The sequence below is a fragment of the Pseudomonas sp. PS02302 genome (genome assembly GCF_029959585.1).
Lineage (GTDB): Bacteria > Pseudomonadota > Gammaproteobacteria > Pseudomonadales > Pseudomonadaceae > Chryseomonas > Chryseomonas aestiva.
The window spans coordinates 37,512-54,689 of sequence record NZ_JASCON010000034.1 but is presented as its reverse complement, the minus strand read 5'-3'; the positions used below and the strand labels follow the sequence as shown (position 1 = coordinate 54,689).

Genomic DNA, 17,178 nt, shown 5'->3' with positions numbered 1-17,178 from the left:
GAGGCTGAGGGATCGGGGAGGACGGGGTCGCGGCGGGAGTGGCGAAGCGCTGGCAGGCCGCCAGCGCTTCGGGGGAGGATCAGCGACGCAGGGTGGGGCGATAGCCCATCACGCCGTAGAACAGGATGTAGAGGTAGCAGACCAGCGGGATCAGGAAGGAGGGCAGCAGGCCGATGGTGTCGGCGAAGTAGCCCTGGATGGCCGGCACCAGCGCGCCACCGACGATACCCATGCACAGCAGACCCGAACCCTTGGAGGTGAACTTGCCCAGGCCCTTGAGCGCCAGGGAGAAGATCGTCGGGAACATGATGGAGTTGAAGAAACCGATGGCCAGCAGGGACCACATGGCGACCTTGCCACCCTGCAGCACGGCGATGGCCAGCAGTACGCCAATGGCGATGGCGTTGAAGGTCAGCACCAGATTCGGCCGTACCTTGGTCATGATCACGCCGCCGATGAAGCGACCGATCATGGCGCCACCCCAGTACAGCGACAGGTACTTGGCGGCGGTGGCGGCGTTCAGGCCGGCCACGTCCGGGCTTTCCATCAGGCTCACCAGGTAGCTGCCGATGGAGACTTCCGCGCCCACGTACATGAAGATGCCGACCACGCCGAGCAGCAGGTGGCGATAGGCCCAGACGCTGCTGGCGGTCAGGGCGTTTTCGTCAGTGGCGTTGTCCTGTTCGGTGTCCTTGATCTGCGGCAGGCGGAAGAGGCCGATGATCACCGCCAGGGCCACCAGCATGCCGGCCAGGATCAGGTAGGGCAGCTGTACCGAGTGGGCGGCGGAGTCTTCGCCGACCAGTGCCAGGATGGTCACCGCGCCCACCAGCGGGCCGACGGTGGTACCCAGGGAGTTGAAGGCCTGGGTCAGGTTGAGGCGCGAGGCCGCGGTTTCCGGCTTGCCGAGGATGGTGACATAGGGATTCGCTGCCACCTGCAGCACGGTGATACCGGCCGCCAGCACGAACAGGGCGGTCAGGAAGAAGCCGTAGGACTGGGCTCCGGCTGCCGGGTAGAACAGCACGCAACCGACGCCGGCGGTGAGCAGGCCGACGATGATGCCCTTCTTGTAGCCCAGGCTTTCCACCAGGCGACCTGCCGGGAAGGACACGATGAAGTAGGCGGTGAAGAAGCAGAACTGGATCAGCGAGGCCTGCAGATAGCTGAGGGTGAAGACCGCCTTGAGGTGGGGAATGAGGATGTCGTTCAGCGAGGTGATCAGCCCCCACATGAAGAACAGCATGGTGAGGACGATCAAGGGTCCGCGGTAGCTCTGGTTTTGATTGTGCATTGGGGCTCCATGGGTACTACAGTTTCTTGTTTCTGCCCGGCATGGCCAGACAGCGCTGTCTAGGGCGGCTGCGCAGACACAGCGAAGCGGCGCGAGATTAAGCTATTCACGCTGCTGAATCCATTCTTCCTGGAGGTTCGCAGGCGAAGTGCCGGCGCCTTCGACCGCGGGTCCTGGGACCGGTTCAGCCGGGCAGGGGGCGGAAATGAAAAACGGCGCCAGAGGCGCCGTTTGGTTCACACAAGCGAGGGCTATCAGCCCTGCCAGCGCTTCAGGACCAGGGTGGCGTTGGTGCCGCCGAAGCCGAAGCTGTTGCTCATGATGAGGTCCAGCTTGGCGTCTTCCTTGGTCTCGCGCAGGATCGGCAGGTCGGCGACCTCCGGATCCAGCTCGTCGATGTTGGCCGAGCCGGCGATGAAGTTGCCTTCCATCATCAGCATGCAGTAGATGGCCTCGTGCACACCGGCCGCGCCCAGTGAGTGGCCGGACAGGCTCTTGGTGGAGCTGATGGCCGGAGCCTTGTCGCCGAACACGGCGCGCACGCCCTTGATCTCGGCCACGTCGCCCACCGGAGTGGAGGTGCCGTGGGTGTTCAGGTAGTCGATCTCGCCGTCGACGGTGGACAGCGCCTGCTGCATGCAGCGGATGGCGCCTTCGCCACTCGGGGCGACCATGTCGTAACCATCGGAGGTCGCGCCGTAGCCGACGATCTCGGCGTAGATCTTGGCGCCACGGGCCAGGGCGTGTTCGAGTTCCTCGACCACCACCATGCCGCCGCCGCCGGCGATGACGAAACCGTCACGCTTGCTGTCGTAGGCACGGGAGGCCTTTTCCGGCGTCTCGTTGTAGTCGCTGGAGAGCGCGCCCATGGCATCGAACAGCATGCTCTGGGTCCAGTGCTCTTCCTCGCCGCCGCCGGCAAAGACGACGTCCTGCTTGCCGAGCTGGATCTGCTCCATGGCCAGGCCGATGCAGTGGGCGCTGGTGGCGCAGGCCGAGGCTACGGAGTAGTTCAGGCCCTTGATCTTGAAGGGAGTGGCCAGACAGGCGGAGACCGTGCTGCTCATGGTCCGGGTCACGCGGTAGGGACCGACGCGCTTGACGCCCTTCTCGCGCAGGATGTCCAGGGCTTCCATCTGGTTGAAGGTGGAAGCGCCACCGGAACCGGCGATCAGGCCGGTACGGGGGTTGGAAACCTGGTCTTCGGCCAGGCCGGAGTCCTTGATCGCCTGCTCCATCGCCAGATAGGCGTAGGCAGCGGCATCGCCGACGAAGCGCTTGACCTTGCGGTCGATCAATTCTTCGAGGTTCAGGTCGATGGAACCGGAAACCTGACTGCGCAGACCCATTTCGGCATATTCCGGATTGTGACGGATGCCGGCACGGCCTGCGCGCAGGTTGGCGGAAACGGTGTCTTTATCATTGCCCAGGCACGAAACGATACCCAGACCGGTAATGACGACGCGACGCATGCGAAAAGCCCTTAGAAGCTATCGGTGGAAGTGAACAGGCCAACGCGCAGACCTTCGGCGGAGTAGATCTCGCGGCCGTCCACGCTTACGGTGCCATCGGCGATGGCGAGAATCAGCGACCTGTTGATGGTGCGTTTGATATGGATATTGTAGGTGACCTTCTTGGCGGTCGGCAGTACCTGGCCGAAGAACTTCACTTCACCAGAGCCCAGGGCGCGACCGCGACCCGGATTGCCCTGCCAGCCAAGGTAGAAACCGACCAGCTGCCACATGGCATCCAGGCCCAGGCAGCCCGGCATTACCGGATCGCCTTCGAAATGGCAGCCGAAGAACCAGAGGTCGGGACGGATATCGAGTTCCGCCACCAGTTCGCCCTTGCCGTATTTCCCGCCTACCTCACTGATATGCACGATCCGATCGATCATCAGCATGTTCGGTGCGGGCAATTGGGCATTGCCCGGACCGAAGAGCTCGCCACGGCTGCAGCGCAGCAAGTCTTCGTAGGTAAAGGCGTGTTGTTTGGTCATGCAAGCTCCTGTAGCTGGCCTAGGTCCAGGCTCTGGCGACTCCAATGGTCGCTCTGGGTATGGCTTCGTGTAGCAGTAGACTGTCGGGGCATGGGGAAAGTCACAGGCCAGCGCCCCGCTCGTTAACGGACCATTGTGCACTTTCCGCAGTCAATTCTCCATCCTGGGCCGCGCGAGCGGCTACCGTATACTGGCGACGAGGCCGCGCGATCGCGGTGAAGCCGAGAGTTTCGATGACAGTCCAATCCCCCATCGCCGTCCTGGGCGGCGGCAGTTTCGGTACCGCCCTGGCCAATCTGGTCGCCGAGAACGGGCTGCCGGTGCGCCTGTGGATGCGTGATCCGCAGCAGGCCGAGACCATCCGTCGCGAACGCGAGAATCCGCGCTATCTAAAGGGCATCAAGGTGCACGCCGCGGTCGAGGCGACCAGCGACCTGCAGGGCGCCATCCAGGGCTGCGAACTGATCCTGGTGGCGCTGCCGTCCAGCGCGCTGCGCCAGGCGCTGGCGCCCATCGCCCAGCAACTGGAAGGGCGTTTTCTGGTCAGCACCACCAAGGGCATCGAGGCGCATTCCTTCATGCTGATGAGCGAGATCCTCGCGGAAATCGTGCCGCGGGCGCGCATCGGCATCATCTCCGGGCCCAACCTCGCCCGCGAGATCGCCGAGCATCAGCTTACCGCCACGGTGGTGGCCAGCGAGGATGAAGAGGTCTGCCGGCGGGTCCAGGCGGCGCTGCACGGTCGCACCTTCCGCGTCTATGCCAGCGCCGACCGCCTCGGCGTGGAGCTGGCCGGTGCCCTGAAAAACGTCTACGCCATCATCGCCGGCATGGCCGCGGCCCTGGCGATGGGCGAGAACACCCGCAGCATGCTGATCACCCGCGCCCTGGCCGAGATGACCCGCTTCGCCGTGCAGCGTGGCGCCAATCCCATCACCTACCTGGGCCTGGCCGGGGTAGGGGACCTGATCGTGACCTGCTCGTCGGAGAAGAGCCGCAACTACCGGGTGGGCCAGGCCCTCGGTCGGGGACAGACCCTGGCCGAGGCGGTGGCGCAGATCGGCGAGACCGCCGAGGGCGTCAACACCCTGCGCGTGCTCAAGGAAAAGGCGGATGAGCTGGGCGTCTACATGCCCCTGGTCAACGGCCTCTATGCGATCCTGTTCGAGGGTCGCAGTCTGGGCCAGGTGATCGAGGCCCTGATGGGCGGCGAACCCAAGACCGATGTCGATGTGGCGGACGCCCCTTTTACTTGAGCCGCTACACTGTCTGAAAAGAGGAATTCCCATGTCTCAACCCGAGCATTCCCGCGAGCTGCTGGGCCTGCGCCTGATCTGGATGCTGCTGTTCCTGTTCGTCTGGCTGGGTGCGCAGTACGTGCTGGCGGTGGTGGTACTGGTGCAACTGGTGGTGCGCCTGATCAAGGGCGAGGCCAATCCCGGGCTGATCGCCTTCGGCGCCGCCCTGGGCACCTATCTGGCGCAGATCGTCCGCTTCGGCACCTTCGCCAGCGAAGTGAAGCCCTGGCCCTTCGCCGACTGGCCGGCCACCGCGCAACCCGACGACCGCTCCGCCACCGCGCCATGAGGCTCTGGCTGCTGCGCCATGGTGAAGCCGAAGCGCGAGCGCCGAGCGACGAGGTGCGCGAGCTGACCGCGGCCGGTCGCGCCGAGGTGCTGCGCAGCGCCCTGCAGCTGCAGGAAGCAAAGCTGCAGCTCATCCTGGCCAGTCCCTACGTGCGCGCGCAGCAGACGGCGGCCCTGGTCCGGCAGCAACTGGGCTGGCCGGGCGAGGTGCGCAGCGTCTCCTGGGCCACGCCCGACGGCGAGCCGGAGCGCGCCCTGGCGGAACTGGCGCGACTGGAGGTGGAGGAGCTGCTGCTGGTGACCCACAATCCCTTCGTCGGTGAACTGGCCGGGTGGTTGCTGCACGGTCATCGGCAGGCGCCGGTGGCCATGGGCACCGCCTCCCTGCTGTGCCTGGAGGCACCGCTGCCCCTAGCCGGCGGTTTCGATCTGGTCAGTCGCTTCCACGGCTGACGCCCTTGCAAGGAAAGTACATGAGCATCTGGCAGACCCTTCCGGATCCCGCGGACCTCGAGCGTGCGCTCGAAAACACCCTGGCCGAACACCTGGACATGCGCATCGAGGCCTGGGACGACAGCAGCCTTACCGCCAGCATGGTGGTCGACCGCCGCACCCACCAGCCGATGGGGCTGCTGCATGGCGGCGCCTCGGTGGCCCTGGCGGAAACCGTGGGCTCGATCGCCAGCATGCTCTGCGTGGATCGCTCGCGCTTCTATTGCGTGGGTCAGGAAATCAATGCCAACCACCTGCGCGGCGTCCGGTCCGGGCGGGTGACGGCGGTGGCCCGGCCCCTGCATCTGGGGCGCAGCAGCCATGTCTGGGATATCCGCCTGAGCGACGAAGAGGGGCGCCTGACCTGTGTCTCGCGCCTGACGGTAGCCGTGGTCGCCTTGCAGCGAGACGCCTCCCAGGCATGAAGCGCGCACTGTCGTCGGCGGAGCCAAAGTCATGACCGCCCAGGTGCAGGAATTGCGCCTGGAGCTGCCCCATATCGAGCTGAGCGCCCGGGTGTTCGGCCCGGAAGACGGCTATCCAGTGCTGGCGCTGCATGGCTGGCTCGACAATGCCATGACCTTCGCCCAGCTCGCTCCGCGGCTGCCAGGGCTGCGTATCGTCGCCCTGGATCTGCCGGGACATGGCCTGTCGGCACATCGTCCCGCGGGCGTCGGCTATGCCATCCAGGACTATGGGCTGGACGTGCTCGCTGCCGCCCGGCAACTGGGCTGGGACCGCTTCGGCCTGCTCGGGCATTCCATGGGGGCCATCGTTGGCGTCATCGCCGCCGCCGCCCTGCCGGAGCAGATCGAGCGCCTGGCGCTGATCGATGGCCTGCTGCCCTACACCACGCCGGCGGAGGAAGTCGCCGAGAAGCTGGGCAAGGCCTTGCTCGCCGAACTGGAAGTGCCCAATCGGCGCAAGCCGGTCTACGCCACCGTGGAAGACGCCGTGGCGGCGCGGTTGAAGGGCGCCCTGACGGTCAGTCGCGAAGCCGCCGAGTTGCTTGCCGAGCGCGGGCTGATGGCGGTGCCCGGCGGCTACACCTGGCGCTCCGATCCGCGCTTGCGCCTGCCCAGCCGGATCCGCTTTACGCCGGAACAGGCTGCCGCCTGCCTGGGCGCCGTCCGCTGCCCAACGGCGCTGGTGGTGGCCGCGGGCGGCCTGGTGGCGCCCCATGCCGAGGCCATGCGCCTGGCACGGCAGCAGCCGAACGTCCGTCTCCATGAACTGCCGGGCGGGCACCATCTGCATCTGGACGATGCCACGGGCGCCCAGGCCGTCGCAGATTGTTTCAATGCCTTCTTTGCCGCCGGCACCGGGCACGACGAATAATGCGGCATGCCTAGCCGTCCGTCTTGCTCGCGCTTCCCCTTCGTTCGACGCTCTTTGCTGATCGGCCTGCTGCTGTCCGCCGGGATGGCGCAGGCGGAGGTATTGCCGGAGATCGCGCCCATGGATCATGCCCAGCTCGTGCGCGAAAGCGGACCGGCCAGCGCCGAACGCCTCTATCCACTGGGACCGGTCAGTCGCATTGGCGGTCGGCTGCGCCTGGAGGACTCGCTGCAGCTGGAAGGCCAGCTGCTGACCCAGACCTTCGAGCTGGCCAGCGGTCATCCGCCGCTGGCACGGTTGGACAGCGAACGGCAGCGCCTGCAGCAGCAGGGCGCGACGCTGCTCTACTGGTGCGAAGGGCGTGATTGCGGCGCCAGCAATGTCATCGCCAACAGCCTGCTGGGCGAAGCCATGCTCTATGGGCCGGATGATCAGCAGGGGCTGCTGGTGCTGCAACTGGCGGAGCCACAGACGGTGCTGACCCTCTATGGCATCACCCGTGGCAATCGTCGCGGCTACCTGCATGCCGAGCGGCTGCAGGCCGGCCAGCCCCTGCCTGAACTGTTGCCCAGCGCCGCTACCCTGCTCAAGGAATTGCAGCGCGACGGCCAACTGCGCTTGTCCGCCCTGGAGCGGGCGCCAGAGCAACCCTGGATCGCCCGCCTTGCGGCGGCCCTGGCGCTCAATGGCGATGTGGCGGTGACCCTCGGCGGCGACCAGGCCGCAGCCTGGCAGAGCGCCCTGCGCGAGGCGGGAATCCGCGCGCCGCGGCTGCAGACCGAAGCCGGTCGGGCCGCCGGGCTCTATCGCCGCTAGACGTCGTTGACGTAGCGGGTCCGCCCTGCGCCCAGGCCGAACAGCGTGGCCAGCACGGCGATCAGGGTAAAGAGCACGCCCATGGGCGCCCAGCCGTGGGTGGCGTCGTGGATGATGCCCACCAGCAGCGGACCGAGCGAAGCCAGGCTGTAGCCCGCGCCCTGGGCCATGCCCGACAGCCGCCCGGCGGTTTCTGCATCCCGCGAGCGCAGCACCAGCAGGGCGAGGGCCAGGCTGAAGGTGCCGCCCTGGCCCAGGCCGAGGATCACCGCCCACAGCCAGAGGCTGCCGACGGGGGCGTACAGACAGCCGAGCAGGCCGGCGAGGGTCAGACTCATCACCACCACGATGGCCAGGCGCTGGTCCTGGCCGCGGGTCGCCAGCCAGGGGGCGGTGAGGGCGCTGACCAGCTGGGTCATCACCGAGCCCGACAGCATCAGTCCGGCCTGCACCATGCCCAGGCCGCGATCCATCAGCAGGGTCGGCAGCCAGCCGAAGACGATATAGGCCAGCGACGACTGCAAGCCCATGTAGAGGGTGATCTGCCAGGCCAGCCGATTGCGCCACAGCGAACCCCCAGCACCCCGCGCCGGTGCGGTCGTGGGCGCCTGGCGCAGCTGTGGCAGCCACACCAGCAGCGCGATCACGGCGACCAGGGCCCAGGCGGCGAGGGCAGGCTGCCAGTGGCCGTCGAAGGCTTCGGCAAGGGGCGCGGTGGCCCCGGCGGCCACGGCGGCGCCAATGCACAGCATCATGGTGTAGAGCCCCATCAGCTGGCCGGCCTGGGCAGCAAAGTCGCGCTTGACCAGGGCCGGCAGCAGCACGCCAAGGATGCCGATGCAGGCACCGGCGATCAGGCTGCCGAGAAACAGCCCCAGGGGCGGCAGCAGGCTGCGCAGGACGATGCCACAGGCGAGCAGTGCCAGGATGGCGCCCAGGGTGCGTTCGCTGCCCCAGCGGCGCGCCAGGCGCGGAGCCAGGGGCGCGAACAGCCCCAGGCAGAGCACCGGCAGGGTGGTGAGCAGGCCGATGGCGCTGCTGGACAGGCCCGTGCTGGCCTCGATCTGCCGCAGCAGGGGCGCCAGGCTGGAGAGGGCCGGGCGCAGGTTGAGGGCGATGAGCATGAGGCTGGCGAGCAGCAGGCCGCGTTGCCAGGACGTGAGATGGGAAGTCGCTGAGGAAGACATGAGCACTGCTATGACCGGGGAAACCGCCAATGCTAGCGCACCCTGGCCATAACGCACGGCGCTTCCCTTCGCTACCCTGCAACGGGAAAAAATAGTTGGCGGACCGGCTAAAAAATCGCCAGTTCGTTAATCGCCGCACCGCCGCTCGCTTGTCCGGGGTCAGCTGGAGGTTTTCCACGAGGTTATCCACAGCAACTGTGGATTACCCTCAGAAAACAGCCCTTTTGCTTTGGCGGGCGATCTGTTAAGCGCGGCGGGTGCCCGCCAGCAGACGGGCATTTGCTACTATTACGCCCCTTCGCGCTGCCTGTCGAATCAGCGCCACCGCTGAACCGGAGTAACGATGACCGATCCCATTCGCCTCACCCAATACAGCCACGGTGCCGGTTGTGGTTGCAAGATCGCCCCCAAGACCCTGGAGACCATCCTGGCCGGCAGCGGCGCCCAGCACCTGGATCCGCGCCTGTGGGTGGGCAATGCCTCGCGCGACGACGCGGCGGTCTATGGCCTGGACGACGAGCGCGGGGTGGTCTCCACCACCGATTTCTTCATGCCCATCGTCGATGACCCCTTCGATTTCGGCCGCATCGCCGCCACCAATGCCATCAGCGACATCTACGCCATGGGTGGCGATCCGCTGCTGGCCATCGCCATCCTCGGCTGGCCGGTCAACGTGTTGCCGCCGGAAGTGGCGCGCGAGGTCATCGCCGGGGGGCGGCGGGTGTGCGACGAGGCCGGCATTCCCCTGGCCGGCGGTCATTCCATCGATGCGCCCGAGCCGATCTTCGGCCTGGCCGTCACCGGGATCGTGGAAAAGCGTCATCTCAAGCGCAACGACACCGCGACCCTGGGCAGCCGCCTCTATCTGACCAAGCCGCTGGGCATCGGCATCCTCACCACCGCCGAGAAGCGCGCCCTGCTGCGGCCCGAGGATCGCCATCTGGCGCGCGACACCATGTGCCTGCTCAATCGTCCTGGCAGTCGCTTCGGCCGGCTGGCCGGGGTCACGGCGATGACCGACGTCACCGGCTTCGGCCTGCTCGGCCACCTGGTGGAGATGGCCGACGGCAGTGGCCTCACCGCCGAACTCGACTTCGCCGCCATTCCCCGCCTCGAAGGGGTGGAGTTCTACCTGCAGCAGGGCTGCGTGCCCGGCGGTACCGAGCGCAACTTCGACAGCTACGGCAGCCGCATCGCCCCGCTGGCCGAAGACCGCCGCCAACTGCTGTGCGATCCCCAGACCAGCGGCGGCCTGCTGGTGGCCGTGGCGCCCGAGGGCGAGGCGGAATTTCTCACCGTCGCCGCGGAGCTGGGCCTGGCTCTGCAACCCATAGGGCGACTGGTGGACCGACGCGCCCATGCGGTCGAGGTGGCCTGATGAGTCAGCGTGAGGATGCCCGCGACCTGCAGGCGTTGTTCCTGAGCGATATTCCCCTGGTCGATGTCCGCGCCCCCGTGGAGTTCGGCAAGGGCGCCTTTCCCCGGGCGACCAATCTGCCGCTGATGAACGACCTGGAACGCCAGCGCGTCGGCACCCGCTACAAGCAGCAGGGTCAGCAGGCCGCGCTGCAACTGGGTCATCAACTGGTGTCCGGTGCGGTGAAGGAAGCGCGCATCCAGGCCTGGGCCGACTTCGCCCAGGCGCATCCCGAGGGCTATCTCTATTGCTTTCGCGGCGGCTTGCGCTCGCAGATCAGCCAGGAATGGCTGCGCAGCGAAGCCGGCATCGCCTATCCGCGGGTGGTGGGGGGCTACAAGGCCATGCGCACCTTCCTCATCGACACGCTGCAGCAGGCGCTCGCCGAATGCGCCTTCGTGGTGGTGGGCGGCATGACCGGCACTGGCAAGACCGAAGTGGTGGCCCAGCTCGACAACGCCGTCGATCTCGAAGGCCACGCCAACCACCGGGGCTCCAGCTTCGGCAAGCGCGCCACGCCGCAGCCGGGGCAGATCGATTTCGAGAACAGCCTGGCCATCGACCTGCTGCGGCGTCGCCATGCGGGGCAGGCGCAATTCGTACTGGAAGACGAGTCGCGCCTGGTCGGTCGCTGCTCCCTGCCGCTGGACTTGCACCAGGGCATGCAGCAGTACCCCTTGGTCTGGCTGGAGGACAGCCGGGAAAACCGCATCGAGCGCATCCTGCGCGACTATGTCATCGACCTGGCGGCGGAATTCATCGGCCTGCACGGTCCCGAGCAGGGCTTTGCGCTGTTCGCCGAGCAACTGCGCAGGAGTCTTTCCGGCATCGCCAAGCGTCTGGGTGGTGAACGCTTCCAGCGCCTGTCGGCCATTCTCGAAGAGGCCCTGGCGGAGCAGGAGCGCTCGGGCGACGTCGCGGCTCATCGTGGCTGGATCGAGGGACTGCTGGCGGAATACTACGACCCCATGTACGCCTATCAGCGCGAGAGCAAGGCCTCCCGGGTGATCTTCAGCGGCGATCAGGCCGCCGTGGTCGAATTTTTGCGCAACCGGCACTGAACAGCCTCCGCGCTTGGCGGTCTACGCTGCGGTTATCCGGCCGTTCCGGCCGGCTGCAGGTCGCAAGGAGACAAAAGAGATGAAAGCGAAACTGGTTCCTGTTCTGGCCGCCACCCTGGCTGCCGTGGTACTCGCAGGGTGCTCGGGGAAGGTGGTCAATCGCGACAGCTGCGCCGCCCAGACCCGTTCCGCCTGGCAGGAGCTCGACCTGGCCAAGGCCGAAGGCTTTTCCGGTACGGTGAGCTATTCCAAGGCGCTGGCGCTGCTGTCCACTGCCAAGACGCAACAGCAGGTCGAGGCCTACACCGGCTGCGTGAAGAATGCGGAAAAGGCGAGCTTCTATATTCGCGAGTCCCGCGCCGGTCGTTGAGTGGTCCTACGGCTGGCAAACGGCCACCATCCAAAGCGACGTCGGCATAACCGCGTGCGACGGATTACGGCCCGTTAGCCCCCAACCCCTCAAGAATCGGCTTCTGCGGACGACAGCGTCGGTAGAACTCATTCCGTTGGGGTGCCGTATGAAAGGGATTGCCCGCTATCGCCTGGCCAATTGGCGAACCGCGACCAAACTGGCCGTGGGCTTCGGCCTGGTGCTGCTGCTGACCCTGGTGGTCGCCTTGCAGGGCGGGCTCGCGCTCAAGGACGTGGAACATCGCTTCGGTTCCCTGCGCGACATGGCCGCGGTCAACCGGCAGGTGATGCAGCTCCGCGCCCTTGAGCAGGGTTTTCGCCTCAGCGGCGAGGCGGCCCAGGCCGAGCACCTGCGGCAGGCGCTACCGCTGGTACTCGATCACCTGGGACAGCTCGGGTCCGAGGTGGGCAGCGCCAACGCGGCCGATATCGACGCTGCCCGCATGGCCACCCAGGCCTACGGCGCCGCCTTCGCCGACTATGAGCGCCTCAACACCTCACGCCGTCTGGCCATGGAGGGGGCGGCCTTCCTCGTGGAAGGCGCGGCCAACAGCCTGGATATCCTCCAGTCCGGCCTGCTGGACGATGGCGCCTATGCCCTCAAGGACTCCGGCGGCAAGCAGGGCGCCGAACTCCTGACCCTGTCGCAGCAGGTCGGCGAACTCTATCGCCTGATGCTCAAGAGCCTCGACGAAGCCCAGGCGCGGGCGAGCAAGAGCACGGTGGACGACCAGCCGCTGCCCTCGGCCAGCGCCGCCCTCGAATTGCTGGCCAAGGTGGAGCCGCAACTGAGCGATCCGGCCTATTCCTCGGTCATCCAGGACGTCTCCACCAACATCAAGGAATTCATCCGCCGCCTGGGCGACTATGCCGCCGCCCTGGCCCAGGAGCAGGCCGCCGGCGCGCGCATGAGCAGCCTGGCCGAGACCGCCGTGCAGCGGGTCGATGCCCTCTACGGCCAACAGGAAGTCGAACTGCAGGCGATGATGACCAAGCGCCTGCTGACCATCGGTGGCGTGGCCTTGCTGGCGTTGATCGTCGGCGCCCTGGCTGCGCTGATCATCACCCTGGCCATCGTCCGGCCGCTGCGCAAGGTGATCGCCGCTGCCGAACGCATCGCCCAGGGTCAGCTGGATGTCGAATTGACGGTGGATCGGGGTGACGAGATCGGCCAGCTGCAGAGATCCAGCGCCAGCATGGTGGCGGCGCTGCGCGGCATGGTCCTGCAGTTGCAGAGCGGTATCGGCCGACTCGGCCAGTCCGCGGCCGCCCTGGCCGAGCAGGCGCGCGAGGCGCAGCTGGGCGTGACCCGCCAGCGGGAGGAAACCGATCAGGTGGCCGCGGCCATGGCCGAACTGGCCGCCACGGCCCAGGGGGTCGCCGCGGACGCCGAGGCCGCTGCCGGTGCCGGCGATCAGGCCGAACGCCAGGTCAGCGATGGCCAGGCGGTGATCGGCCGCAGCCTGGCCGGCATCGAGACCCTGGGGGTGGACGTTCGCGCCGCTGCCGAGCGGCTCCAGGGCGTGTCCCACGACAGCCAGGCGATCAGCAGCGTGCTCGACGTGATCAAGGCGGTGGCCGAGCAGACCAATCTGCTGGCGCTCAACGCGGCCATCGAGGCGGCGCGCGCCGGGGAACAGGGTCGCGGCTTCGCCGTGGTCGCCGACGAGGTCCGGGCCCTGGCGCGCCGTACCCAGCAGTCGAGCGTCGAGATCGAACAACTCATCGTGGTGTTGCAGAAGGGCAGTGGCGAGGCGGTCGCGCGGATGCAGCAGAGCGAGACGCTGCTGGCCGGGACCCTGGGCAGTGCCGGTGACACGCGGCGCGCCTTTGCCGGTATCGCCACGGCGGTGGCCAGCATCCAGCAGAAGAATCAGCAGATCGCCGCGGCGGCGGTCCAGCAGCGTGGGGTGGCCGAAGAGGTCGCGGTCAATGTCACGCGCATTCGCGACGGTGCCGATCAATCCAGTCAGGCGATGGCGGCGACGGCCTCGGCCAGCCGCGAGCTGGCCGAACTGGGTGACGAACTCTCGCGCCTGGTGCAGCGCTTCCACGTCTGACCGGCGCTGTTACTGAGCGTTGAGCGCCTGGCCGGTGGTGCCCTGGCTGGCCGGACCGAGCAGATAGAGATAGACCGGCAGGATGGCGTCCGCCGCAGGCACCCGGGCCGGGTCCTCCTCGGGATAGGCCGCCGCGCGCATGGCGGTACGGGTACCGCCCGGGTTGACGCTGTTGACCCGGATACCGGCTTCTCCAAGCTCCTCGGCCCAGACCTGCATCAGGCCCTCGGTGGCGAACTTGGACACCGAATAGGCGCCCCAGCCAGCCCGGCCCTTGCGACCGACACTGCTGGAGGTGAAGATCACCGAAGCCTCACCGGCAGCCTTGAGCAGGGGCAGCAGGGCCTGGGTCAGGGCGAAGCCGGCCTGGACATTGACCTGCAGCACCTGCGCCAGGGCCGTGGCGGGCGTCTGCTCCAGCAGTACCCGCGGCCCCAGCAGGCCGGCGTTGTGCACCAGTCCATCCAGACGACCATGACGTCGCTGCAGGCGCTCAGCGACGGCGGCATAGGCCGCCGCATCGGCCTGTTCGAGATCCAGCACCAGGGTCTCGGCCTGGCCGCCGCTGGCCTGGATCTCCTGGCGCAGCTGATCCAGCGCCGCGGCATCGCGACCCTGGAGGATGAGGGTCGCGCCCAGGGCGGCGCAGCCCTTGGCCAGGGCGGCGCCGATGCCGCGATTGGCGCCGGTGACGAGGATGATCCGGTCTCTGAGCAGGTCGGCCGGAGCCTGGTAGTCGAACATCTGAACCCCTAGCAGCCGCACAGTGCGCGATCGAGCAGCGCACGCAATTCCAGCGGATGGTCGATGATGGCGTCGGCACCCCAGTGCTCGGGGTGGTCGTCCGGATGGATGTAGCCGTAGCGCGCCGCCACCGTCTTGCTGCCGGCGGCGCGGCCCGACTCGATGTCGCGCAGGTCGTCGCCGATGAACAGTGCGGTCTGGGGATCGACATCCAGTTGCCGACAGGCCAACAGCACCATCTCCGGGTCCGGCTTGCTGTGCGTGACGTGATCCGGGCAGACCAGGCAGGCCGAGCGCTTGGCCAGGCCCAGGCGCTGCATGATGGGCTCGGCGAAGCGCACCGGCTTGTTGGTCACCACGCCCCAGCGCAGCCGGGCGGCGTCGAGATCGCGCAGGATCTCCTCCATGCCGTCGAACAGCCGGGTATGGACCGCGCACTGCGTCTGGTAGCGCGCGAGGAATTCCAGGCGCAGCGGTTCGAGTTCGGCGCCCAGCGGATCGACCTCGAAGCCGGCCAGGATCATCGCCTTGGCACCGCCGGAAATGACGCCGCGCAGGCGGGCCTCGTCGGCCGCTGCCAGGCCATGGTCCTGGCGCATGGCCTGGATGATGGCGATGAAATCCGGCGCCGTGTCCAGCAGGGTGCCGTCCATGTCGAAAAGGACCGCTTGCAGACGCATGGCCTAGTCCTCGCGCTGGGTGCGCACCATGTAGTTCACCGTCACGTCGCCTTCCAGCTTGTATCTCTTGGTCAGCGGGTTGTAGGTGAGGCCGATGACGTCACGCAGATTGAGGCCGGCGGCGCGGGCCCAGGCCCCCAGCTCCGAGGGGCGGATGAACTTGCGGAAATCGTGGGTACCGCGCGGCAGCAGGCGCAGCACGTATTCGGCGCCGACGATGGCGAACAGATAGGCCTTGGGATTGCGGTTGATGGTGGAAAAGAACACCTGACCGCCCGGCTTGACCAGGTCGTGGCAGGCCTTGATCACCGAGGAGGGATCCGGCACGTGTTCGAGCATCTCCAGGCAGGTCACGATGTCGTAGGTGCCGGCGTGCTTGCGTGCGTGGTCCTCGGTGGTCTCCTGGATGTATTCCACCGGCACGCCGGATTCCAGCTGGTGCAACCGGGCCACCGCCAGGGGCGCCTCGGCCATGTCGATACCGGTCACCTGGGCACCTCGTTGGGCCATGGCTTCACTGAGGATGCCGCCACCGCAGCCGACGTCCAGCACCTTCTTGCCGGCCAGGCCAGCGTGCTGGTCGATCCAGTTGACGCGCAGCGGGTTGATGTCGTGCAGCGGCTTGAATTCGCTCTCGCGGTCCCACCAGCGGTAGGCGAGGGCCTCGAACTTGGCGATCTCGGCGTTATCGACGTTGGACATGGTGTTCTCCAGAGGCAAGGGAGCGGGGCGCGTCAGGCGCCCTGCTGGATACGGGTGGCCCACTGCTGCGCATTGGCTATGAGTTCGGCCTCGTCCAGGCGCACGAGTTCGCTCTGGCGCAGCAGCGGCACGCCGCCGACCCAGACGTCGCTGACGCGATCGCGGCCGGTGGCGTAGATGAGTTGCGAGACGGGGTCATAGAGCGGCTGCTGGGCGAGACCGCTGAGGTCGACGGCGGTCAGGTCGGCCGCCTTGCCGACTTCCAGCGAACCCAGGCAGCGCTCCAGGCCCAGGGCGCGGGCGCCGTTCAGGGTCGCCATGCGCAACGCGCGGTGGGCATCCAGGGCGGTGGCCGAGCCGGCGACGGCCTTGGCCAGCAGGGCCGCGGTACGGGTCTCGCCGAGCAGATCGAGGTCGTTGTTGCTGGCCGCGCCGTCGGTGCCGATGGCGACATTGACGCCGGCCTGCCAGAGGCGCTCCACCGGGCAGAAGCCGCTGGCCAGCTTGAGGTTGGACTCGGGGCTGTGGATGACGTGGCTGTTGGTTTCGACCAGGTTTTCCAGGTCCTCGTCGTCCACCTGGGTCATGTGCACGGCCTGGAAACGCGGGCCGAGCAGGCCCAGGCGCCGTAGCCGGCTGAGCGGCCGCTCGCCGGTCTGCTCCAGCGCCTGCTCCACCTCCAGGGCGGTCTCGTGGACGTGCATCTGAATCGGTGCCTGCAACTGCTCGGCCAGCACCAGGATCTCTTCGAGCTTGGCGTCGGCCACGGTGTAGGGCGCATGGGGGCCGAAGGCCACGCTGATGCGCTCGTGCAGCTTCATGTCGTCGAACAGTTCCAGGCCGCGACGGATCATGTCGTCGGCGGTACGGGCGCCGGGAATCGGGAAATCGAGGATCGGCAGGCAGACCTGGGCGCGCACGCCGGTGCGATGGATCGCCTCGCAAGCCACCTGGGGATAGAAGTACATGTCCGAGAAGCAGGTGATGCCGCCACGGATCTGCTCGGCGATGGCCAGGGTGGTGCCGTCACGGACGAAATCCTCGTCGACCCAGCGGCCTTCGGCGGGCCAGATGTGATCCTGCAGCCAGGTCTGCAGCGGCAGGTCGTCGGCCATGCCGCGAAACAGCGTCATGGCGGCGTGGCCATGGGCATTGATCAGCCCGGGGATCAGCACCTTGCCCGGCAGCTCCAGGGTCTCCTTGGCCGGCTGGCGCAAGGCCTCGCTGCGCGGGGCGAGCAGGGCGATGCAGCCGTCGCGCACACCCAGCGCGTAATCGCGCAGGACCACTCCGGCAGGCTCCACCGGCACGATCCAGCTGGGGAGCAACAAGAGGTCCAGGGGCGCGGGGGTGGGCATCTGCGGCGGTTCCAAGAGGGGCGAGCCGGCAGT

General features: G+C 67.4%; 17 protein-coding genes and 2 pseudogenes. 11 read left to right on the top strand and 8 right to left on the bottom strand.

Going from position 1 to position 17,178, the window contains the following annotated elements:
• Positions 1–79: 79 nt before the first annotated feature.
• The 3 genes from QMX82_RS13365 to fabA all read right to left on the bottom strand — a co-directional run bounded on the left by QMX82_RS13365 (position 80) and on the right by fabA (position 3,293).
• On the bottom strand, positions 80–1,294 hold the full coding sequence (locus QMX82_RS13365) for a sugar MFS transporter (protein ID WP_282284313.1): 1,215 nt from the start codon (positions 1,292–1,294) through the stop codon (positions 80–82).
• Positions 1,295–1,548: 254 nt separating this feature from the next.
• Positions 1,549–2,766: a beta-ketoacyl-ACP synthase I gene (gene fabB / locus QMX82_RS13360; RefSeq protein WP_133862490.1), complete on the bottom strand. Its 1,218-nt coding sequence runs from the start codon at positions 2,764–2,766 to the stop codon at positions 1,549–1,551.
• An 11-nt stretch (positions 2,767–2,777) separates the two neighbouring features.
• Positions 2,778–3,293 carry a 3-hydroxyacyl-[acyl-carrier-protein] dehydratase FabA gene (gene fabA / locus QMX82_RS13355; RefSeq protein WP_058761548.1) on the bottom strand — a complete coding sequence of 172 codons (516 nt, stop codon included), beginning with the start codon at positions 3,291–3,293 and terminating at the stop codon, positions 2,778–2,780.
• A gap of 233 nt (positions 3,294–3,526) precedes the next feature.
• On the opposite strand from fabA, the gene QMX82_RS13350 reads away from it, so the two are divergent.
• From QMX82_RS13350 to QMX82_RS13325, 6 genes and pseudogenes are all read left to right on the top strand, one after another.
• Positions 3,527–4,549, top strand: a complete 1,023-nt coding sequence (locus QMX82_RS13350; protein WP_282284292.1) for an NAD(P)H-dependent glycerol-3-phosphate dehydrogenase — start codon at positions 3,527–3,529, stop codon at positions 4,547–4,549.
• 31 nt (positions 4,550–4,580) lie between these two features.
• Positions 4,581–4,880 (top strand): DUF4389 domain-containing protein, encoded by a 300-nt coding sequence (locus tag QMX82_RS13345; protein WP_405046448.1) that lies wholly within the window; start codon positions 4,581–4,583, stop codon positions 4,878–4,880.
• A complete protein-coding gene (gene sixA / locus QMX82_RS13340; protein ID WP_282284290.1) occupies positions 4,877–5,332 on the top strand; it encodes a phosphohistidine phosphatase SixA in 456 nt (151 codons plus the stop codon). Before QMX82_RS13345 ends, sixA begins: the two co-directional genes overlap by 4 nt.
• Positions 5,333–5,352: 20 nt before the next feature.
• Positions 5,353–5,794: pseudogene (locus tag QMX82_RS13335) on the top strand (hotdog fold thioesterase); the annotation flags it as partial.
• 33 nt (positions 5,795–5,827) lie between these two features.
• The gene (locus QMX82_RS13330) at positions 5,828–6,709 is read left to right on the top strand and encodes an alpha/beta fold hydrolase (RefSeq protein WP_282284286.1); all 882 of its coding nucleotides are present in this window, start codon (positions 5,828–5,830) and stop codon (positions 6,707–6,709) included.
• Positions 6,710–6,715: 6 nt separating this feature from the next.
• Positions 6,716–7,525, top strand: a complete 810-nt coding sequence (locus tag QMX82_RS13325) for a DUF4892 domain-containing protein (RefSeq protein WP_282284284.1) — start codon at positions 6,716–6,718, stop codon at positions 7,523–7,525.
• Here the strand turns inward: QMX82_RS13325 and QMX82_RS13320 are convergent.
• Complete coding sequence (locus QMX82_RS13320; protein ID WP_282284282.1) at positions 7,522–8,712, bottom strand: CynX/NimT family MFS transporter; 1,191 nt, start codon at positions 8,710–8,712, stop codon at positions 7,522–7,524. The two genes, QMX82_RS13325 and QMX82_RS13320, sit on opposite strands and share 4 nt — an antisense overlap.
• A 343-nt stretch (positions 8,713–9,055) precedes the next feature.
• On the opposite strand from QMX82_RS13320, the gene selD reads away from it, so the two are divergent.
• The 5 genes and pseudogenes from selD to QMX82_RS26020 all read left to right on the top strand — a co-directional run bounded on the left by selD (position 9,056) and on the right by QMX82_RS26020 (position 13,661).
• Complete coding sequence (gene selD, locus QMX82_RS13315) at positions 9,056–10,090, top strand: selenide, water dikinase SelD (RefSeq protein WP_282284280.1); 1,035 nt, start codon at positions 9,056–9,058, stop codon at positions 10,088–10,090.
• A complete protein-coding gene (gene mnmH / locus QMX82_RS13310) occupies positions 10,090–11,190 on the top strand; it encodes a tRNA 2-selenouridine(34) synthase MnmH (protein WP_282284278.1) in 1,101 nt (366 codons plus the stop codon). Before selD ends, mnmH begins: the two co-directional genes overlap by 1 nt.
• A gap of 79 nt (positions 11,191–11,269) precedes the next feature.
• Complete coding sequence (locus tag QMX82_RS13305) at positions 11,270–11,560, top strand: hypothetical protein (RefSeq protein ID WP_133862481.1); 291 nt, start codon at positions 11,270–11,272, stop codon at positions 11,558–11,560.
• Positions 11,511–12,776 (top strand): annotated as a pseudogene (locus QMX82_RS26025) (HAMP domain-containing protein); the annotation flags it as partial. The gene QMX82_RS13305 and the pseudogene QMX82_RS26025, both read left to right, overlap by 50 nt.
• 21 nt (positions 12,777–12,797) lie before the next feature.
• Positions 12,798–13,661, top strand: a complete 864-nt coding sequence (locus tag QMX82_RS26020) for a methyl-accepting chemotaxis protein (protein ID WP_372241636.1) — start codon at positions 12,798–12,800, stop codon at positions 13,659–13,661.
• A gap of 9 nt (positions 13,662–13,670) precedes the next feature.
• Here QMX82_RS26020 and QMX82_RS13295 read toward each other — a convergent pair whose 3' ends face one another.
• Genes QMX82_RS13295 through QMX82_RS13280 form a run of 4 tightly spaced genes read right to left on the bottom strand, consistent with a single transcriptional unit; the run spans position 13,671 to position 17,145 of the window.
• A complete protein-coding gene (locus QMX82_RS13295) occupies positions 13,671–14,405 on the bottom strand; it encodes a YciK family oxidoreductase (protein WP_282284274.1) in 735 nt (244 codons plus the stop codon).
• Positions 14,406–14,413: 8 nt separating this feature from the next.
• On the bottom strand, positions 14,414–15,085 hold the full coding sequence (mupP, locus tag QMX82_RS13290) for an N-acetylmuramic acid 6-phosphate phosphatase MupP (protein ID WP_282284272.1): 672 nt from the start codon (positions 15,083–15,085) through the stop codon (positions 14,414–14,416).
• A 3-nt stretch (positions 15,086–15,088) separates the two neighbouring features.
• Positions 15,089–15,787, bottom strand: coding sequence for a bifunctional 2-polyprenyl-6-hydroxyphenol methylase/3-demethylubiquinol 3-O-methyltransferase UbiG (gene ubiG / locus QMX82_RS13285; RefSeq protein ID WP_059315629.1), 699 nt, complete (start codon positions 15,785–15,787; stop codon positions 15,089–15,091).
• Between the two features lie 32 nt (positions 15,788–15,819).
• A complete protein-coding gene (locus tag QMX82_RS13280; RefSeq protein ID WP_282284264.1) occupies positions 15,820–17,145 on the bottom strand; it encodes a TRZ/ATZ family hydrolase in 1,326 nt (441 codons plus the stop codon).
• Positions 17,146–17,178 lie beyond the last annotated feature (33 nt).

What these genes read in the sequence shown, in the direction of transcription:
- QMX82_RS13305 (WP_133862481.1), top strand. Translation starts at nt 11,270, where the DNA reads ATGAAAGCGAAACTGGTTCCTGTTCTGGCCGCCACCCTGGCTGCCGTG.
- selD (WP_282284280.1), top strand. Translation starts at nt 9,056, where the DNA reads ATGACCGATCCCATTCGCCTCACCCAATACAGCCACGGTGCCGGTTGT.
- ubiG (WP_059315629.1), bottom strand. Translation starts at nt 15,787, where the DNA reads ATGTCCAACGTCGATAACGCCGAGATCGCCAAGTTCGAGGCCCTCGCC.
- fabA (WP_058761548.1), bottom strand. Translation starts at nt 3,293, where the DNA reads ATGACCAAACAACACGCCTTTACCTACGAAGACTTGCTGCGCTGCAGC.
- QMX82_RS13295 (WP_282284274.1), bottom strand. Translation starts at nt 14,405, where the DNA reads ATGTTCGACTACCAGGCTCCGGCCGACCTGCTCAGAGACCGGATCATC.
- fabB (WP_133862490.1), bottom strand. Translation starts at nt 2,766, where the DNA reads ATGCGTCGCGTCGTCATTACCGGTCTGGGTATCGTTTCGTGCCTGGGC.
- QMX82_RS13325 (WP_282284284.1), top strand. Translation starts at nt 6,716, where the DNA reads ATGCCTAGCCGTCCGTCTTGCTCGCGCTTCCCCTTCGTTCGACGCTCT.
- QMX82_RS13365 (WP_282284313.1), bottom strand. Translation starts at nt 1,294, where the DNA reads ATGCACAATCAAAACCAGAGCTACCGCGGACCCTTGATCGTCCTCACC.
- QMX82_RS26020 (WP_372241636.1), top strand. Translation starts at nt 12,798, where the DNA reads ATGGTGGCGGCGCTGCGCGGCATGGTCCTGCAGTTGCAGAGCGGTATC.
- QMX82_RS13350 (WP_282284292.1), top strand. Translation starts at nt 3,527, where the DNA reads ATGACAGTCCAATCCCCCATCGCCGTCCTGGGCGGCGGCAGTTTCGGT.
- mnmH (WP_282284278.1), top strand. Translation starts at nt 10,090, where the DNA reads ATGAGTCAGCGTGAGGATGCCCGCGACCTGCAGGCGTTGTTCCTGAGC.
- QMX82_RS13330 (WP_282284286.1), top strand. Translation starts at nt 5,828, where the DNA reads ATGACCGCCCAGGTGCAGGAATTGCGCCTGGAGCTGCCCCATATCGAG.
- QMX82_RS13280 (WP_282284264.1), bottom strand. Translation starts at nt 17,145, where the DNA reads ATGCCCACCCCCGCGCCCCTGGACCTCTTGTTGCTCCCCAGCTGGATC.
- QMX82_RS13345 (WP_405046448.1), top strand. Translation starts at nt 4,581, where the DNA reads ATGTCTCAACCCGAGCATTCCCGCGAGCTGCTGGGCCTGCGCCTGATC.
- mupP (WP_282284272.1), bottom strand. Translation starts at nt 15,085, where the DNA reads ATGCGTCTGCAAGCGGTCCTTTTCGACATGGACGGCACCCTGCTGGAC.
- sixA (WP_282284290.1), top strand. Translation starts at nt 4,877, where the DNA reads ATGAGGCTCTGGCTGCTGCGCCATGGTGAAGCCGAAGCGCGAGCGCCG.
- QMX82_RS13320 (WP_282284282.1), bottom strand. Translation starts at nt 8,712, where the DNA reads ATGTCTTCCTCAGCGACTTCCCATCTCACGTCCTGGCAACGCGGCCTG.